14 protein-coding genes and 1 riboswitch are annotated in these 15,637 nt (G+C 45.6%); of the genes, 11 read left to right on the top strand and 3 right to left on the bottom strand.

All coding sequences use genetic code 11. The annotated features are described in order from the left end of the window. From NCY57_RS06795 to NCY57_RS06785, 3 genes are all read left to right on the top strand, one after another. Positions 1-294, top strand: a 294-nt coding sequence (locus NCY57_RS06795) for a hypothetical protein (protein ID WP_250789574.1), incomplete at its 5' end; no start/stop codon positions are given. Further along, complete coding sequence (locus NCY57_RS06790; protein WP_015526030.1) at positions 260-1,051, top strand: ParA family protein; 792 nt, start codon at positions 260-262, stop codon at positions 1,049-1,051. The genes NCY57_RS06795 and NCY57_RS06790, both read left to right, overlap by 35 nt. Next, positions 1,038-1,481, top strand: coding sequence for a hypothetical protein (locus tag NCY57_RS06785; RefSeq protein ID WP_021650455.1), 444 nt, complete (start codon positions 1,038-1,040; stop codon positions 1,479-1,481). The genes NCY57_RS06790 and NCY57_RS06785 overlap by 14 nt, the downstream gene beginning before the upstream one ends. Positions 1,482-1,629: 148 nt before the next feature. Here the strand turns inward: NCY57_RS06785 and NCY57_RS06780 are convergent, their stop codons facing one another. Continuing rightward, positions 1,630-3,351, bottom strand: coding sequence for an ABC transporter ATP-binding protein (locus NCY57_RS06780; protein WP_250789573.1), 1,722 nt, complete (start codon positions 3,349-3,351; stop codon positions 1,630-1,632). A gap of 437 nt (positions 3,352-3,788) precedes the next feature. Between NCY57_RS06780 and NCY57_RS06775 the strand changes: the two genes are divergently transcribed. Together NCY57_RS06775 and NCY57_RS06770 are read left to right on the top strand one after the other, a co-directional pair. Further along, positions 3,789-6,041 (top strand): PTS transporter subunit IIABC, encoded by a 2,253-nt coding sequence (locus NCY57_RS06775; RefSeq protein WP_022427021.1) that lies wholly within the window; start codon positions 3,789-3,791, stop codon positions 6,039-6,041. Positions 6,042-6,280: 239 nt separating this feature from the next. Beyond that, positions 6,281-7,108, top strand: coding sequence for a PRD domain-containing protein (locus tag NCY57_RS06770; RefSeq protein ID WP_250789577.1), 828 nt, complete (start codon positions 6,281-6,283; stop codon positions 7,106-7,108). A 28-nt stretch (positions 7,109-7,136) separates the two neighbouring features. Here the strand turns inward: NCY57_RS06770 and NCY57_RS06765 are convergent, their stop codons facing one another. Beyond that, a complete protein-coding gene (locus tag NCY57_RS06765; protein ID WP_015526026.1) occupies positions 7,137-8,015 on the bottom strand; it encodes a LysR family transcriptional regulator in 879 nt (292 codons plus the stop codon). A 166-nt stretch (positions 8,016-8,181) separates the two neighbouring features. On the opposite strand from NCY57_RS06765, the gene NCY57_RS06760 reads away from it, so the two are divergent. Continuing rightward, a complete protein-coding gene (locus tag NCY57_RS06760; RefSeq protein WP_118608172.1) occupies positions 8,182-8,829 on the top strand; it encodes a YoaK family protein in 648 nt (215 codons plus the stop codon). A gap of 15 nt (positions 8,830-8,844) precedes the next feature. After that, the gene (locus tag NCY57_RS06755) at positions 8,845-9,600 is read left to right on the top strand and encodes a DUF4866 domain-containing protein (RefSeq protein WP_173739789.1); all 756 of its coding nucleotides are present in this window, start codon (positions 8,845-8,847) and stop codon (positions 9,598-9,600) included. A gap of 95 nt (positions 9,601-9,695) precedes the next feature. On the opposite strand, the gene NCY57_RS06750 is transcribed toward NCY57_RS06755, so the two are convergent. Further along, on the bottom strand, positions 9,696-11,024 hold the full coding sequence (locus NCY57_RS06750) for a threonine/serine ThrE exporter family protein (RefSeq protein WP_059086780.1): 1,329 nt from the start codon (positions 11,022-11,024) through the stop codon (positions 9,696-9,698). A gap of 321 nt (positions 11,025-11,345) precedes the next feature. Between NCY57_RS06750 and pckA the strand changes: the two genes are divergently transcribed. The 4 genes from pckA (at position 11,346) to NCY57_RS06730 (ending at position 15,511) form a co-directional block, all read left to right on the top strand. Then, positions 11,346-12,950 carry a phosphoenolpyruvate carboxykinase (ATP) gene (gene pckA / locus NCY57_RS06745; protein ID WP_015526024.1) on the top strand — a complete coding sequence of 535 codons (1,605 nt, stop codon included), beginning with the start codon at positions 11,346-11,348 and terminating at the stop codon, positions 12,948-12,950. Between the two features lie 296 nt (positions 12,951-13,246). Further along, positions 13,247-13,427, top strand: a riboswitch (NiCo riboswitch). A gap of 200 nt (positions 13,428-13,627) precedes the next feature. Further along, a complete protein-coding gene (locus NCY57_RS06740) occupies positions 13,628-14,557 on the top strand; it encodes a cation diffusion facilitator family transporter (RefSeq protein ID WP_059086782.1) in 930 nt (309 codons plus the stop codon). 305 nt (positions 14,558-14,862) lie between these two features. After that, a complete protein-coding gene (locus NCY57_RS06735; RefSeq protein WP_173739788.1) occupies positions 14,863-15,066 on the top strand; it encodes a hypothetical protein in 204 nt (67 codons plus the stop codon). A gap of 112 nt (positions 15,067-15,178) precedes the next feature. Beyond that, positions 15,179-15,511 (top strand): rhodanese-like domain-containing protein, encoded by a 333-nt coding sequence (locus NCY57_RS06730; RefSeq protein ID WP_173739787.1) that lies wholly within the window; start codon positions 15,179-15,181, stop codon positions 15,509-15,511. The last annotated feature ends 126 nt before the right edge of the window (positions 15,512-15,637 follow it).

The raw sequence follows: 15,637 nt of genomic DNA, 5'->3' as shown, positions 1-15,637 counted from the left end.
TCTGGCAGCGGTTATCTTCGATGTTGTCAGCAAGAGAAAATCTTTTATCGTAAAATAATAATAGTCAGCGAATCAGGACAGCAGGTTTTCGGAGTGATCCGGAACCTGCTGTTTTTGGGTGTATATACTGTTGTTTTATGTGAGGTTATTTTGTCGGTTTTCGTGGTTTTATGGGGGATGTGCTTGTTTTTAGGAGAACGTTATATTATAATAAGGGCAAGTGACAGAAAATACGAAATTATGTTGTCGGGAGGCTGTAATGGGAAATACAGTAACGATCTGTTTTGCAAATAATAAGGGCGGCAGCGGAAAGTCCACCAGCTGTTCCAATGTGGGAGCGGCACTGGCCGGCATGGGTAAGAAGGTACTGATGGTAGACGGTGATATGCAGCTGAATCTTTCCCTTTCTTTTTTTTCGGAGGAAGAAGTGCTTGAGATGGCAGCAGGGGAAAAGAATCTCTACTATGCTATCGGTCATCAGTCGGATCTCAGCGATTTTATCGTGCATACGAAGTATGAGAATCTGGATCTGGTTCCGTCGTCTACGCTGATGAGCTCCGTGGAATATGAGCTTTTTACAAAATGGCAGAGAGAGTTTATCCTGCGGAAATGTCTGCAGAAGGTTAAAGATTCCGGAGTGTACGATTACATTCTCATTGATGCACCGCCTACTCTTGGCGGCTGGGTGATGAATATTTTATGTGCATCCGATTATGTTCTTGTTCCGGTAGAGGCAAGTCCGTGGGGTATGTTTGGTCTTGCAAATATGTTTGATTTCCTCAATGAAGTCAGGGAGATCGCTCCGGATTTAAAGGTTTTGGGAATCGTAGTAACCAAGGCAGATGCCAGAAAGAATTATTTCAAACAGACTATGGAAACACTGAAAGAAATGGAAGGAATCTATCTTTTCGAATCTTTTATCCGTGTAGACAGCTCCATCGAATGGTCCCAGGACAGCAGTGAACCAGTTGTGGAGTTCAAAAAAAGCAGCCGCAGCGCAAAAGAGTACATAGCATTGGCAGAGGAGGTAATGAATCGTGTCAGTAGGTAAAGCAAGCATCGCAAGAGCAGTAAATGCAGAAAAAGCATCCAAAACAGAAACAAAAACAGAGGTAAAAGAGGCTGAGGTTAAAGCAGCAGAGAAGCCGTCAGAGGTAAAAGCTGAAACAGCTGAAAAAGCGGCAGAAAAAACTACAGCAAAGAAAACAGCAGCCAAAGCTCCTGCAAAGAAGACCACAGCAAAGAAAGCAGCCGCAACAAAAACAACAGCAAAGAAAACCACTACCAGAAAAACAACAGCACGTAAAACCGCAGCAAAGAAAACAGCTGCAGCAGAAACAACAGGAACTGTAGCCCAGAACGTGATCAGCGGAGGAAACGCCGACGAACTCCAGGCCAAATTCCTCACCCCAAAGAAAGATGAGCCGGACAACAACCAGCCAGTAGGAATTAAAGACGAGCTTCCGGTTTATCTGCTGTAATCTTTGATTGAATTTTTTGAAAAGATAGTAATTGACAAATAAAAAGACTGCTATATATCTATATCACTATTGATAAGGTATACAGCAGCCTTTTATTTTGCCCTATAAAAATCTCAGTGGGACAGCGAAGCGCCTCCCTCGTATCTTTCTACATATTGTAATATGCAGCATACAATCCATTCTTCTCAAGCAGTTCAGCATGAGTGCCTCTTTCGGCGATACCCTCCTCCGTGATCACAATGATCTCATCCGCATCACGGATCGTAGAAAGCCGGTGCGCGATCGTAATGGTAGTACGATTTTTTGAAAGCTCCTCCAGACTCTTCTGGATCCAACGTTCGCTTTCGTTATCCAGAGCGCTGGTGGCCTCATCCAGGATCAGAATCGGAGGATTCTTAAGGAATACACGTGCAATGGAGATCCGCTGCTTCTGTCCGCCGGAAAGGCGTGTGCCACGTTCTCCGACATAAGTGTCGTATTTATCCGGAAGCTCCATGATAAAGTCATGGATACTCGCACATTTGGCGGCTTTGATGATCTCTTCATCGGAAGCTCCGGGCTTTCCGTAGGCAATATTATCCTTGATGGTTCCATCAAAAAGATAGACATCCTGCTGTACCATACCGATCTGGCTTCGAAGGCTCTTAAGAGTCAGCCCGCGGATATCCTTTCCGTCTACAGTAATGGAACCGCCGGTCACATCATAAAATCTGGGCAGGAGAGAGCAGATCGTGGTTTTTCCGCTTCCGGAAGGTCCCACCAGGGCAATGGATTTTCCAGCCGGGATATCAATAGAGATATCGGAAAGCACAGGAGTTTCATCATCGCTGTAATGAAAAGAAACATGGTCGTAACGCACATGTCCTTTCACGTCCGTAAGCTCCGCAGCGTTGTCTGCATCCCTGATCTCGGATTCTGTTTCCATCACATCCAGGAAACGGCGGAAACCGGAAAGACCCTTCTGCATCATTTCCACAAGTTCCACCAGGATCTGGATGGGGCTGATAAAGATTCCGATATACAGGGCATACATGGCAAGATCTGCAGTCTGCATTTCACCCTGAGCGATCAGATAGCCGCCGTAAACAAGAGTTACCAGGTACATCATGCCCTGGAAGAAAAGATTGGAACTCATGAAGCTTCCCATACAGTGATAATTATCTCTTTTGGAAACAAGGAACGCTTCATTGCTTTTCTTAAATTTGGCACGTTCGATGTCCTCGTTTGCGAAGGATTGCACCACGCGGATTCCGGAAAGCGTATCCTGAAGACTGGCATTTACATCTCCGATCTTACGCCGGTTTTCCATGAAGGTTTCCTGCATTTTTGCATTCTGGCGGAAGGAAAACACAAACATCACGATCACCAGGAGGATCAGCGGCAGTGCAAGTTTTTTGTTGATAAAGAACAGGAAGATAAAAGCACCGACGATCTTTACCAGAGAGATAAAAAGATTCTCAGGACCATGATGTGCAAACTCGGAAATGTCAAAAAGGTCACTGACCAGCTTGCTCATCATCTGACCGGAATTATTCCTGCTGTAATAGGAAAAAGACAGCTCCTGGTAATGGTCAAAAAGCTCCCGGCGCATATCACGTTCCATCTTTGCACCCATCATATGTCCCTGATAGGTTACATAATATTTGCAGAGACTCTGCACAATGTACATAACAAAAAGAGAAGCTGCAATCACAGGGAGGGCATGAAGAATAATATCCTTATCCTGTGTAAAGAGAGTTTTTGTCATAGTACGAAGAATCTGGGGATAAGCAAGATCTACCAGACTGATAACGGCTGCACAGATCAGGTCAATAAAAAAGACCGCTTTGTACGGGCCGTAGTAGTGGATGAATTTCTTGATGGTATTCATCGGAAAAGTACCTCCGTTTTTATGAAATGTATAGTGTGGTCTGGGCAAAAAACATTGCTGCCGGACATTCTATGTTCATCTTATCATAAGTAAGAATAAAGTCAAGATAAGTGAATTTCCGGTCTGTTTCGTTTCTGCATACTTTCTGAGAATAGAAGCTATATGGCTGCTGTTCACAGGGAATATTCCACGAGGGATTGCTGGCAACGGAGCGGATAGTGATATGAGGAGATATATTTTTGGGAAAAAATCAAATTACTCCTTGACACAGAAGAACAAAACCCGTATAGTGTATTTCAGATTTGGTGTGTAACTGATAAGCAGGCATTAACCAGTCATAAATGTTATTATTTGACGTTTATGGGGGTTGGTGTCTTTTTTTGTTGCCCACTTAAAAGACTCCCGCTCCAAAACGTCGAAAGAAAAGGAGAGAAAACATGAAAGACAAGATTTTCGGAGTTTTGCAGCGAGTGGGACGTTCCTTTATGCTTCCCATAGCAATCCTTCCTGTGGCAGGCCTGCTTCTTGGATTCGGCAGTTCCTTCACAAATGAAACAACCATTGCAACCTACGGACTTCAGAAGATTCTGGGAGACGGAACGATTTTACATGCACTCCTGATCATTATGAACAAAGTCGGAAGCGCGGTATTTGATAACCTGCCGCTGATCTTTGCAGTAGGTGTGGCCATCGGTATGGCAAAAAAAGAGAAAGAGGTGGCAGCTCTTTCTGCACTGATCGCTTACTTCGTTATGAATGTAGCCATCAATGGTATGCTGGTAGTAAATGGTAAGATCACAGCAGACGGACAGATCGCAAAAAGCGTTCTGGAAGGTACTGTAACCTCTGTCTGCGGCATCCAGTCCTTACAGATGGGTGTGTTTGGCGGTATCATCGTCGGCCTTGGTGTTGCGGCTTTACACAACCGTTTTCATAAGATCGTGCTTCCAAACGCACTTTCCTTCTTCGGCGGTTCCAGATTTGTGCCCATCATTTCCACCATTGTATATATGTTTGTGGGAATCCTGATGTATTTCGTATGGCCGGCAGTCCAGAACGGTATTTATGCTCTGGGCGGTCTTGTAACAGGCAGCGGCTATATCGGAACTCTGATCTTCGGTATTATCAAACGTGCGCTGATCCCCTTCGGACTTCATCACGTGTTTTATATGCCATTCTGGCAGACAGCCGTTGGCGGGACTATGGAGGTTGCAGGCCAGATGGTACAGGGCGGACAGAACATCTTTTTCGCCCAGCTTGCAGATTCCGCAAATGTAGCGCATTTCAGCGCAGATGCAACAAGATATTTTTCCGGAGAGTTCATTTTCATGATCTTCGGTCTTCCGGGAGCAGCTCTTGCCATGTACCGCTGTGCAAAGCCTGAGAAGAAAAAAGCAGCAGGCGGACTTCTTCTTTCCGCAGCCCTTGCATGTATGCTTACAGGAATCACAGAGCCACTGGAGTTCTCTTTCCTGTTTGTAGCTCCTGCATTGTTTGCGGTACAGGTTGTTCTTGCAGGTGCGGCTTATATGATCGCACATATGCTGAACATTGCAGTAGGACTTACCTTTTCCGGCGGTTTCCTTGATCTGTTCCTGTTCGGGATCCTTCAGGGAAATGCAAAGACAAGCTGGCTCAGGATTATCCCGGTAGGTATCATTTACTTTATTCTCTATTATGTGATCTTCACCTTCCTGATCAAAAAGTTCAACTTCAAGACTCCGGGACGTGAGGATGACGACACAGAAACAAAGCTTTACACAAAAGCAGATGTAAACGCGAGAAAAGAAGCCGGAAAAGCCGGTGAAGCAGCAGGAAGTACATCTGCAGACCCGGTAAGTGAAGCCATCACAGCCGGCCTTGGAGGAAAGAAAAACATCAGCGATGTGGACTGCTGTGCAACAAGACTCCGTATCACCGTCCATGATGCAGCAAGAGTCAACGACGACATTCTGAAAACAACAGGTTCCAGAGGAATCGTGAAAAAAGGTCAGGGCGTGCAGATCATCTACGGTCCGCAGGTAACTGTGATCAAATCCAAGCTGGAGGATTATCTGGAGACAGCGCCGAATGAATATTTTGAAGGTGCAAATGAGAAAGAAACAGACAATGCGGAAAATCAGGTTCAGTCTGATACAGAGCGTACAGCAGAAAGTACAGGTGAGGCTGCTCAGAACACAGCTCCGACATCCGAAGCCAGCACGCAGCCGGAGAAAAAGGTTCTCAGAACAGCGATTGTCTACAGCCCGGTAACCGGTATCGCTGCAGACCTTTCCACAGCGCCGGATGAAGGCTTTGCGGAAGGAATGATGGGAGAGGGTGCTGTAGTCACACCGAAGGACCCGGTGATCTGTGCTCCGGAAGACGGCGAGGTAGAGTTTATTTTTGACACAAAGCATGCCATCGGATTCCAGACAGATACAGATCTTCCTATGCTCCTCCATATCGGCATTGACACTGTAAAGCTGGAAGGAAAAGGCTTCGAGATCATGGTAGAGCAAGGACAGCATGTAAAAAAAGGCGAGCCGTTGATGAAGATTGACATCCCGTATCTTACAGAAAACGCTCCGTCCTTATGTTCTCCGATCCTTTGCACAGAGATCGAGGATAATCAGAGAGTACGCCTTCTTGCCAATGGAGAGATCAAGGCAGGAGAGCCGCTGTTCGCAGTAGAGACTGTGGAAGAATAGGAAATTTTTCAGCAATAATATAGAAGATTGGTTTTGTGAAAAGCGCGCCTAATGCCCGGGCGCGCTTTTCCTGTGGCAAAGAAAATAACTGTCTGTCAGAAGGGCTTTACACAAAAGAAAGATTCTGTTACGATAAAGAAAATCAACAGCTGCAGACAAAAATGTCGACTGAAAATCCGGGGCAGACAGTGGTGGAATGTGGAAAAGCAGCAGGATATATAAAAATGGTGGGGAAAAAGATGTACAGAGTGAGCAAGGTATTGAACAATAACGGCATCATTGCCATAAATATGGAAGAAAACCAGGAATATGTACTTCTGGGAAAAGGTGTGGGATTTGGAAAGAAGGTCAGCCAGCGTTTTGAGGCTCCGGCAGACTGTACTATTTACAGGCTGGCTCAGGAGACAGAACGTGGCTCAGCAAAAGAACTGGCAAAGAGCGTAGCACCGGAATTTCTGGAGATCGCAGATGAGATATTGAGAGAAGCTGAGAAGACCTTTGGGGATACCATAGACAGAAGGATCCTGTTTCCCCTTGCTGATCATATTTCCTTTGCAGTGGGACGTATCCGGAATCATGAGCAGATCAGCAATCCTCTGACTGAGGATATCAAGGTGCTTTTTTACAGCGAATTCAAGGTGGCGGAGGTATTGAAGAAGATCCTGAAGGAGCGGATGGATATTGAGATCGACGAGCATGAGGTGGGATATGTGGCACTTCATATTCACTCAGCACTTGGAGATGAAAAGGTGTCTGTTGCCATGCAGACAGCAAGAACGGTACGGGAATGCATTGCCATGATCGAGATGGCCACAGGAAGAAAGATCGATGTGATCTCTCTATCCTACAACCGTATGATGAACCATATCAAATATATGGTAGCCCGTGTCTCCACAGGGGAGACACTGAAGCTGGATATGAATGAATATATAGAAGAAAAATATCCGGAATCCTACAGGATCGCAGAGGATGTCTGCGAGAGCCTGGGCAAAAGCCTTGGGAAAAAGCTGGACCCTATCGAGATCGGTTATCTTGCCATGCATATTGAGCGGACAGTGGAACAATAAATGTAAATGGCTGATCCGCCTCAGGGATTTACACAATAAATTCAATAGCTTTTTTGACAGCAGTACTCATGGCAGTACTGCTGTTTGTGACTAAGCAGACCTCTCTCTGAGGGAGCGGCTCCTTAAGCTGAAGGGCAAAAATCTTCCCGTCATTGATCACTTCCCGGGCAAGGGGCTCGGGGTAAAAGCCGATTCCCAGATTGTGGACGATCATGGGAAGGACCTGGTCTGTAGTTGCTGCCTCGATGTCAGGATGAAAAGAAACACGGTTTTCCATAAAGTAATTCATATACATTTCTCTGGTGCTGGTCCCTTCCGCAAGACCTACAAAGGGCAGATCCTGAAGCTCATGGATGCTGATAGGGGCAGTGGTCAGATCCTTATATTTGCTTCCGCATACAAGGATCTCCCGGTAACGCAGGAGACTTTTTTTCTGTAAAGGTTTGCGGATGGAGATCGGAGTGGTGACAATAGCGAAATCCACCGCATAATTTTTCAGTGCCTGTACTGCCTGAGGAGTAGAATGGTTAAAGAGGCGCAGGCGAACATGGGGATATTGCTCGCGGAACAGCTCCAGCTTTTCCAGAAGGATCAGACGCAGGGCATTTTCGCTGGCGCCGATGGAAACCAGACCATGCTCCAGCTCTCCGTTCTGGCGGATTTCCTCCTCGCCGATGGACAGCTGCTCAAAAGCCAGGGCAACGTGTTCATAAAGCTGGCGGCCTTCCGGTGTAAGTGCGATTCCCTTGTTGGAGCGGAGAAAGAGCGTACATTTCAGCTCCTGCTCCAGGTTGTTCATACAGCGGGTGATATTTGGCTGGTTGTTGTGAAGAGCTCTTGCTGCCTTGGTAAAGCTCTTATACTGGGCTACATAATAAAAGATCCGGTAGTAGTCGTAAGTGATCATGTATTGTCTCCATCCTGTGATATGATTTTAATATGTTTACGATATTAATAATACTTTTTACATTTGCTTCTGAGCAAACTATAATACACCCGAGGAAAAAAATCAATGACAGGAGTGATTTAGAGTGGTTTCAGGAGGCAGAAAGCTGCAGAGCGCAGACCGGCAGATGTCAGAAGCTTTTATCACAAGTGTATTTCTGGCAATGTCCGGCGGATTTCAGGATGCCTACACATACTTTACAAGAGATGAGGTGTTTTCCAACGCCCAGACAGGCAACGTGGTTCTGATGAGCCAAAATTTTATGACAGGACAGTGGGGAGACGGTTTAAGGTATCTGTTTCCTGTTTTAGCCTTTGCCATTGGTGTTGTAGCGGCGGAGCGGATCCAGAGTACCTTTAAATATGCAAAAAAACTTCACTGGAGGCAGATGATCCTGCTGATCGAGATCCTGATCCTTTTTGTGGTGGGATTTATGCCGGGAGAATTGGATATGCTGGCAACCGTACTGGTATCCTTTTCCTGCGCCATGCAGGTACAGACCTTCCGGAAGGTGGGCGGTTATTCCTATGCAAGCACTATGTGCATCGGAAATTTACGAAGCGGCACGGCGGCGTTGTCCGTGTATTGTCGTGAAAAACGTCCGGAACAGCTGAAGCAGGCTCTTTATTATTTCGGAATAATTTTCTTTTTTGCCATTGGAGCCGGTGGCGGAGGAAATCTGTCCATGAGGCTGGGGATCCCGGCAATCTGGGTATCGGATGTTTTGCTTCTGATCAGCTTTATTCTGATGTTTTCCAGTAAACATAGAGATTAGAAAGGGTGAGGAATTGTGGAAAACAGCACATTATTCCCAAGAGAGGAAAAGGCGGAGCTTTTATTTGAAAAGATCCTGAAGGATCCGGAGGCGTGCAGACGGCTGACGGAGACCTTCTATGAATCCATGGATGCGGATACAGACATAGAATGCGGATATCTTCCTCCGGAAAAATTCGCCTATGCATTGCTGGACGCATATAAAAACCGTGATCTGACAGCTCTCCTTATGGCGATCTGCCAGAACAGTATGTTTGATCTTCTGCGAAATTCTTTTCTGGCACCGTTCAGGTTCAATGCAGATGGACAGGAGAATCCGGTGTTTCTCACAGATGAAAAAGGAAATTTTCTGCGGGAAAAGGGAATTCATGTAAGTGATAGGGATTACGACCGGTTCCGCAGGATATACAGGGAGAAGCAGGGCGTAAAGATGTATCTGGCGTATGGCTACCGGAAGCGCCATGCCTATGATGAAGATACCATGGAAGTAGAAGAGTACAAAATGGGCGAACATATCGGTGTGCTGCTGGTGTATGAGCTTCCGGACAGCGTAAGGGAAAAGGAAACGGAGGCACAGGCCTATGCGGCTGTATGGGATATCATGATGGCAATTCAGAAGAAGCTTCCAAGAGCCTTTGTATATTATGGGCAGGATTCTGTGGAGGATGGTGGAAAACGTTATGACGGACTGGGCGTTTTTCTCCCCATCCATAAATTTGCGGACCGCTTGGAAAAAATGATCGGGATCGCGGATGAGATCGTAATGAAATAGAATGTACAAAAAAGGACTGCTTTTGTATTGCTCCGGTTATCAGAAGGATAGCTGATGACCGGAAGCTACAGAAAGCAGTCCTTTTTGTATGCCAATTAGGTGCAGTAGCGGAACATTTTGTCCGTAAGGATCCTGGCGAAAATAAGGCCCAGGGGAAGAGCAACGATGATCAGAATCGCAGCTGCAAACCAGGAGGCGGAAACATTCAGGGACATGATTCCCAGATTGTAGATTGCCCGGTAGAGATAAAGTCCGGGAACCATGATCACAATGGATGGTACGGTAATGGAAATCCTGGGATATCCCACTTTGGTTTTAATGAGGGAGGCCAGAAGTCCGGCTGTCAGTGCTCCGAAAAAAGCCGCGGCAGCAGGTGGGAAACCGGCAAGATCAACAAGCTCCAGACGTAAAGTGTTGGACAGTGCGCCGATGAATGCGGCAGCTGCGGCTAGACGGACAGGGCTGTTGAACATGACCGAAAAGCCGAATACCCCGCAGAAGCTTGCCAGAAGCCGGAACAGGATCCTCTGAGCTGCCGAAAGCTCCAGAGGCAGGAAATCCACAGGCTTCAGATGAAGAAGCAGTGCCATCAGCCAGGCAGAGACAGCAGCCACCATTACAACAATAATGGCGTAGGCCAGTCGTTCCAGACCGGAACGCATATCCAGCTTGGCAAGGTCGATCCCGCTTGTGATAAACGGAAAGCCCGGAATGATAAACAGCATGGAACAGATGTACCCGGCCTCATGCTGGACGGAAATGTGGAACAGAAGCTCTGCCAGCTTCAGGAAGCCTGCATATACAAGACAGGCGGAGGAAACAGAAACTGCAATGCACATAAACAGAGTAAAATGATGCTTGCCAAGCTTGCAGCGGATGGCGTTTCCGATGCCTGCGCCTGCAAAAGCCAGGATCATTTCCAGCGGGCCACCGCCCAGAAGAAAAGTAAATGCACCACAGGCCAGTGCAGAAGCCAGTCCCAGGGCGGCAGGGGAATAAAGCCCGTGGATCCGCTCGATCTCATCTAACTGACTGTGCAGTGCTTCACCGCTCATATGGATACCCTCCGCAGGAAAATCACTGACAAAATGTTCCAGCCTGTTCAGTCTGGAAGTATTTACGCCGGTGGTAGTCAGACTAAGTGCATGGGAAAAACTGCTCTCACCGTCAAAGCAGGTGTAGCTTATAGACATCAGTCCGATATCTGCGGAACAGGTGATACCAAGTGCTTCTGACAATGTATTCATGGAACTCCGTACCCGCCAGGCACCGGTCCCACAGGAGAGAAGCATCATGCCTGTACGGCCGATCAGGGAAGCTTTTTCGGAAAGAGAAGCTTCGGTGATGGGCTGGCTGTTCCTGGTACTTACGTAGTTGTGCCAAGGGATTTCCATATGATTACGTTTGATCAGAATATCTGACATAGAAATCACTTCTTTCTATATATTAAAATCATATAGTTACTATTATAAATATATATAATAACTATAATCAGATATATTGTAGCCATTATTCTGAAAAAGTCAAGTATAGATGGAGTAAAATCTGACAGTACCAAAACGTCACTGTTAAAGATTTATCATTTTTTTGCGGAAAATGAATTTTTTTGGTTGCTTTTACGTACAATTTATGTATAATTGTGGATAGGGATGTTGGAATGACCAATTCCTATGGCAGGATGACAAAAACCTGCAGCAGTAGGTGGCTATCATAATTACTATTAAAGAAGAGAGGTAAATGTTAAGATGGCAAAAATCGATTTAACAAAGTATGGTATTACCGGAACAACTGAGATCGTGTACAATCCTTCCTACGAGACATTATTTGAGGAAGAGACCAAACCGGAGCTTGAAGGATTTGAGAAGGGTCAGGTCAGTGAGCTTGGTGCTGTCAATGTAATGACAGGTATCTACACAGGACGTTCCCCTAAAGACAAATATATCGTTATGGATGAGAACTCCAAGGACACAGTTTGGTGGACATCCGATGAGTACAAGAACGATAACCATCCGGCAACTCAGGAAGCATGGAATGCAGTTAAAGATCTTGCCAAGAAGGAGCTTTCCAACAAGAAACTTTTCGTAGTAGATGCATTCTGCGGAGCTAACAAAGACACACGTATGGCTATCCGTTTCATCGTTGAGGTTGCATGGCAGGCACACTTCGTAACAAACATGTTCATTCAGCCGACAGCTGAGGAGCTTGAGAACTTTGAGCCGGATTTCGTTGTTTACAACGCATCCAAGGCTAAAGTTGAGAACTACAAAGAATTAGGACTTAACTCTGAGACAGCTGTAATGTTCAACATTACAAGCCGTGAGCAGGTTATCGTTAATACATGGTACGGCGGAGAGATGAAGAAAGGTATGTTCTCCATGATGAACTACTATCTGCCGCTGAAGGGCATCGCTTCCATGCACTGCTCTGCAAACACAGACCTTAACGGAGAGAACACAGCAATCTTCTTCGGTCTTTCCGGAACAGGTAAGACAACACTTTCCACAGATCCTAAGCGTCTTCTGATCGGTGATGACGAGCATGGCTGGGATGACAACGGAGTATTCAACTTCGAGGGTGGATGCTACGCTAAGGTTATCAACCTTGACAAAGAGTCTGAGCCGGACATCTACAATGCGATCAAGAGAAACGCTCTTCTTGAGAACGTAACACTTGATGCTGAGGGCAAGATCGACTTCGCTGACAAGAGCGTAACAGAGAACACACGTGTTTCTTATCCGATCAACCACATCGAGAACATTGTTCGCCCTGTATCTTCTGCACCGGCAGCGAAAGAGGTTATCTTCCTGTCCGCAGATGCATTCGGCGTACTTCCTCCAGTATCTATCCTGACACCGGAGCAGACACAGTACTACTTCCTTTCCGGATTCACAGCTAAGCTTGCTGGTACAGAGCGTGGAATCACAGAGCCTACTCCTACATTCTCCGCATGCTTCGGACAGGCATTCCTTGAGCTTCATCCGACAAAATATGCTGAGGAGCTCGTTAAGAGAATGGAGAAGAGCGGTGCGAAAGCATACCTCGTTAACACAGGATGGAATGGAACTGGAAAACGTATCTCCATCAAAGATACTCGTGGTATCATCGATGCTATCCTTGACGGATCTATCCTTAAAGCTCCGACAAAGAAGATCCCATTCTTCAACTTCGAGGTTCCGACAGAGCTTCCGGGCGTAGATCCTGCAATCCTTGACCCACGTGACACATATGCAGATGCTGCAGAGTGGGAGACAAAGGCTAAAGATCTTGCTGCAAGATTCGTTAAGAACTTTGCTAAATATGAAGGAAATGCAGCTGGTAAAGCACTCGTTGCAGCTGGCCCGCAGGCATAATCAGTCATTCCAACTGAATACAGATCGTAGACTTAACCGGGAGCGGATTTATCCGCTCCCGGTTTTTTGACAAACAACTAAGGATCTATTATTTGATATAGAACTGTGCAGTGCGAAGCATGTTTCCAGACATGGAATAAACAGAAAGTTGAAGATATCTACCTGTAAAATAAAAAACTTTGGCTTGACTAACAGAGGGCATATGGTGTATCCTTTCTGAGAAGTTAAGCGGGAGACCCGTAAGACTGTAAAAATTCTCTTTGCACTGCATTACATTCGAACAGGATGCGAGATCAACAGTACAAACTGAGCAGGCGATGCTTTTCGGAATCGAAAATATTTATCGAAGGCATGGGGCCGGGCCGCAGGAAGCGGCAGCGGATATGGATTTAAACGTAATTGCAAAGAACCTGCATTCACGGAATATGAGGTGAAGCAGAATGTGACTTTGCTTTCAGACATATCTGCGGGACAGTGTATGTTTCGCAGGTATGTCTTTTTTACTGCAAAATATGGATGGAACAGAAGGTAGAAGCTGGGATATCCCTATACAGAAAAGAAAGAACACCGGCGGAAAATCGCACTGTAGCGAGTAGTGAAGGAACCGCCGGTTTTTTCACGGAAAATGTTGTGCCATAAGAAGAACCTGATCATATATTTAAAAGGAGATTCTGTTTATGGAACACACAGAAAACAAAACAATTATACATGATACAGAAAAAACAGCTTCATGGGAACAGCAGACAGCAATGAAGGTATCCGGGATCAGTATTCTGGTAAACCTTTTATTATCTGTATTTAAACTGATCGCAGGTATTGTGGCACATTCAGGAGCGATGATCTCGGATGCCATTCATTCTGCATCAGATGTGGGAAGCACCTTCATCGTAATTATCGGTGTCCGTCTTTCTACAAAGAAATCGGACAAAGAGCACCAGTACGGACATGAAAGAATGGAGTGTGTTTCTTCCATTGTCCTTGCAGGAATGCTGCTTGTCACTGGTCTCGGGATCGGAATTACCGGTGCCCGTGATATCGTAAAAAGCACATCCGGCGGAACCATTGCCATTCCGGGAACACTTGCACTGATTGCAGCAGTGGTATCCATTGTGGTAAAAGAGTGGATGTTCTGGTATACAAGAGGTGCTGCAAAGAAGATCAATTCAGGAGCCCTGATGGCAGATGCATGGCACCATCGTTCAGATGCACTTTCCTCTATCGGAGCGTTTGTCGGTATTTTAGGTGCAAGACTGGGATACCCGATCCTAGACCCGATCGCCAGTATCGTGATCTGCGTTATGATCGCCAAGGCATCGATCGACATTTTCAGGGATGCCATTGACAAGATGGTAGATCATTCCTGTGATGCAAAAACGGAGGAATCCATGAAGAGAGAGATCCTTAAGGTACCGGGCGTCAGAAGAGTAGACCTTCTTAAAACCCGTCTTTTCGGATCCAAGATGTATGTGGATATCGAAATCGCAGCAGATGGAAATATTTCCCTTTTTGATGCACATGATATTGCGGAAAATGTACATCATACGATCGAGAATAAATTCAAAGATGTAAAGCACTGTATGGTGCATGTAAATCCGATCAACGGATAAAAAACAAGCTGCCGGAGCGACTGTGATCGTCAATCCGGCGGCTTGTTTTTGTATAGAGAAACACCCGGTAGGGGAGCTACCGGGTGTTTCGAGGGGAGTATAAATAATTAAATAAGGGGTTATGTAAAAAAAATTTTTGAAGGGTAAATTCTTTTTACAAGAATGATTATAATATAAACTGGAAAAAAAAGCAATATGATTTTGGCGAATAATCTCCAAACTTTTTGGGATACTATTTCCTGTAATAAAAAGCGGCAGAAAGCTTCGGAAAGCCGTAAAATCAACTTCATCAGGAGGTAATTCAAATGGCGAAAAATTACGAAACAGACAGAAATGAGTCTAATTATGCAGGAAAAAATCACGGGGAAAGTGCTTCCAGAAACTGCGGAAAAAACAGCTCTAGGAACAGTTCGGGAAATTCTTCCAGAAACAGTTCCAAAAGCAGCTACGGAAACAAAATTTCCGATGAATATGATTCTGAGAAGGACAGAGGCTCTGACAGATATTAAAGGATAAGAAAAGCGGGAAAAGTCAGAGATGGCTTTTCCCGCTTAAATACATATAAGGGAACATTCACCCGGAAGCTTCCATATAATATACCAAAAAGAGGAGATTTTTTCCATGTTTCAGATCGAAACTATCTCTGCAAAAATGCTGGATTATTATGTGGAGCGCAGCGACGCTGTTATCATAGATCTCCGGGATCCTGCTGCCTACAGAAGGGGACATGTCCGGAACGCGGTAAATATTCCATACAGAGAGCTGGATGAATATCTTGAGAAAAAACAGGATCAGAAATATCGTTTTCCCAAAGATAAGCTGCTGATATTTTACTGCGACCGCGGCGGCGCCAGCATGCAGGCTGCCCGGAGCCTGGCAAGACAGGGCTGTCGTACCAGGTCCGTGATCGGTGGATTTGCAGCCTACAGAGGGAGAAATCTTGTGCGCGGATAAAAAAAGCGGACGATATCAAAATAGATTGCGAATGCATATCTGTAACAAATCTTGTATTTTAAAGGAAATCATGATAATGTAAAGAACAGAGATAAAAACCAATACAAATTACAAGGAGAAAAGCTT

The organism is Blautia sp. MB18-30 (genome assembly GCF_023669475.1).
Taxonomy (GTDB): domain Bacteria; phylum Bacillota; class Clostridia; order Lachnospirales; family Lachnospiraceae; genus Blautia_A; species Blautia_A fusiformis.
Note: the sequence above shows the minus strand (reverse complement) of the source record. Positions and strands in the feature narration are given on the sequence as shown.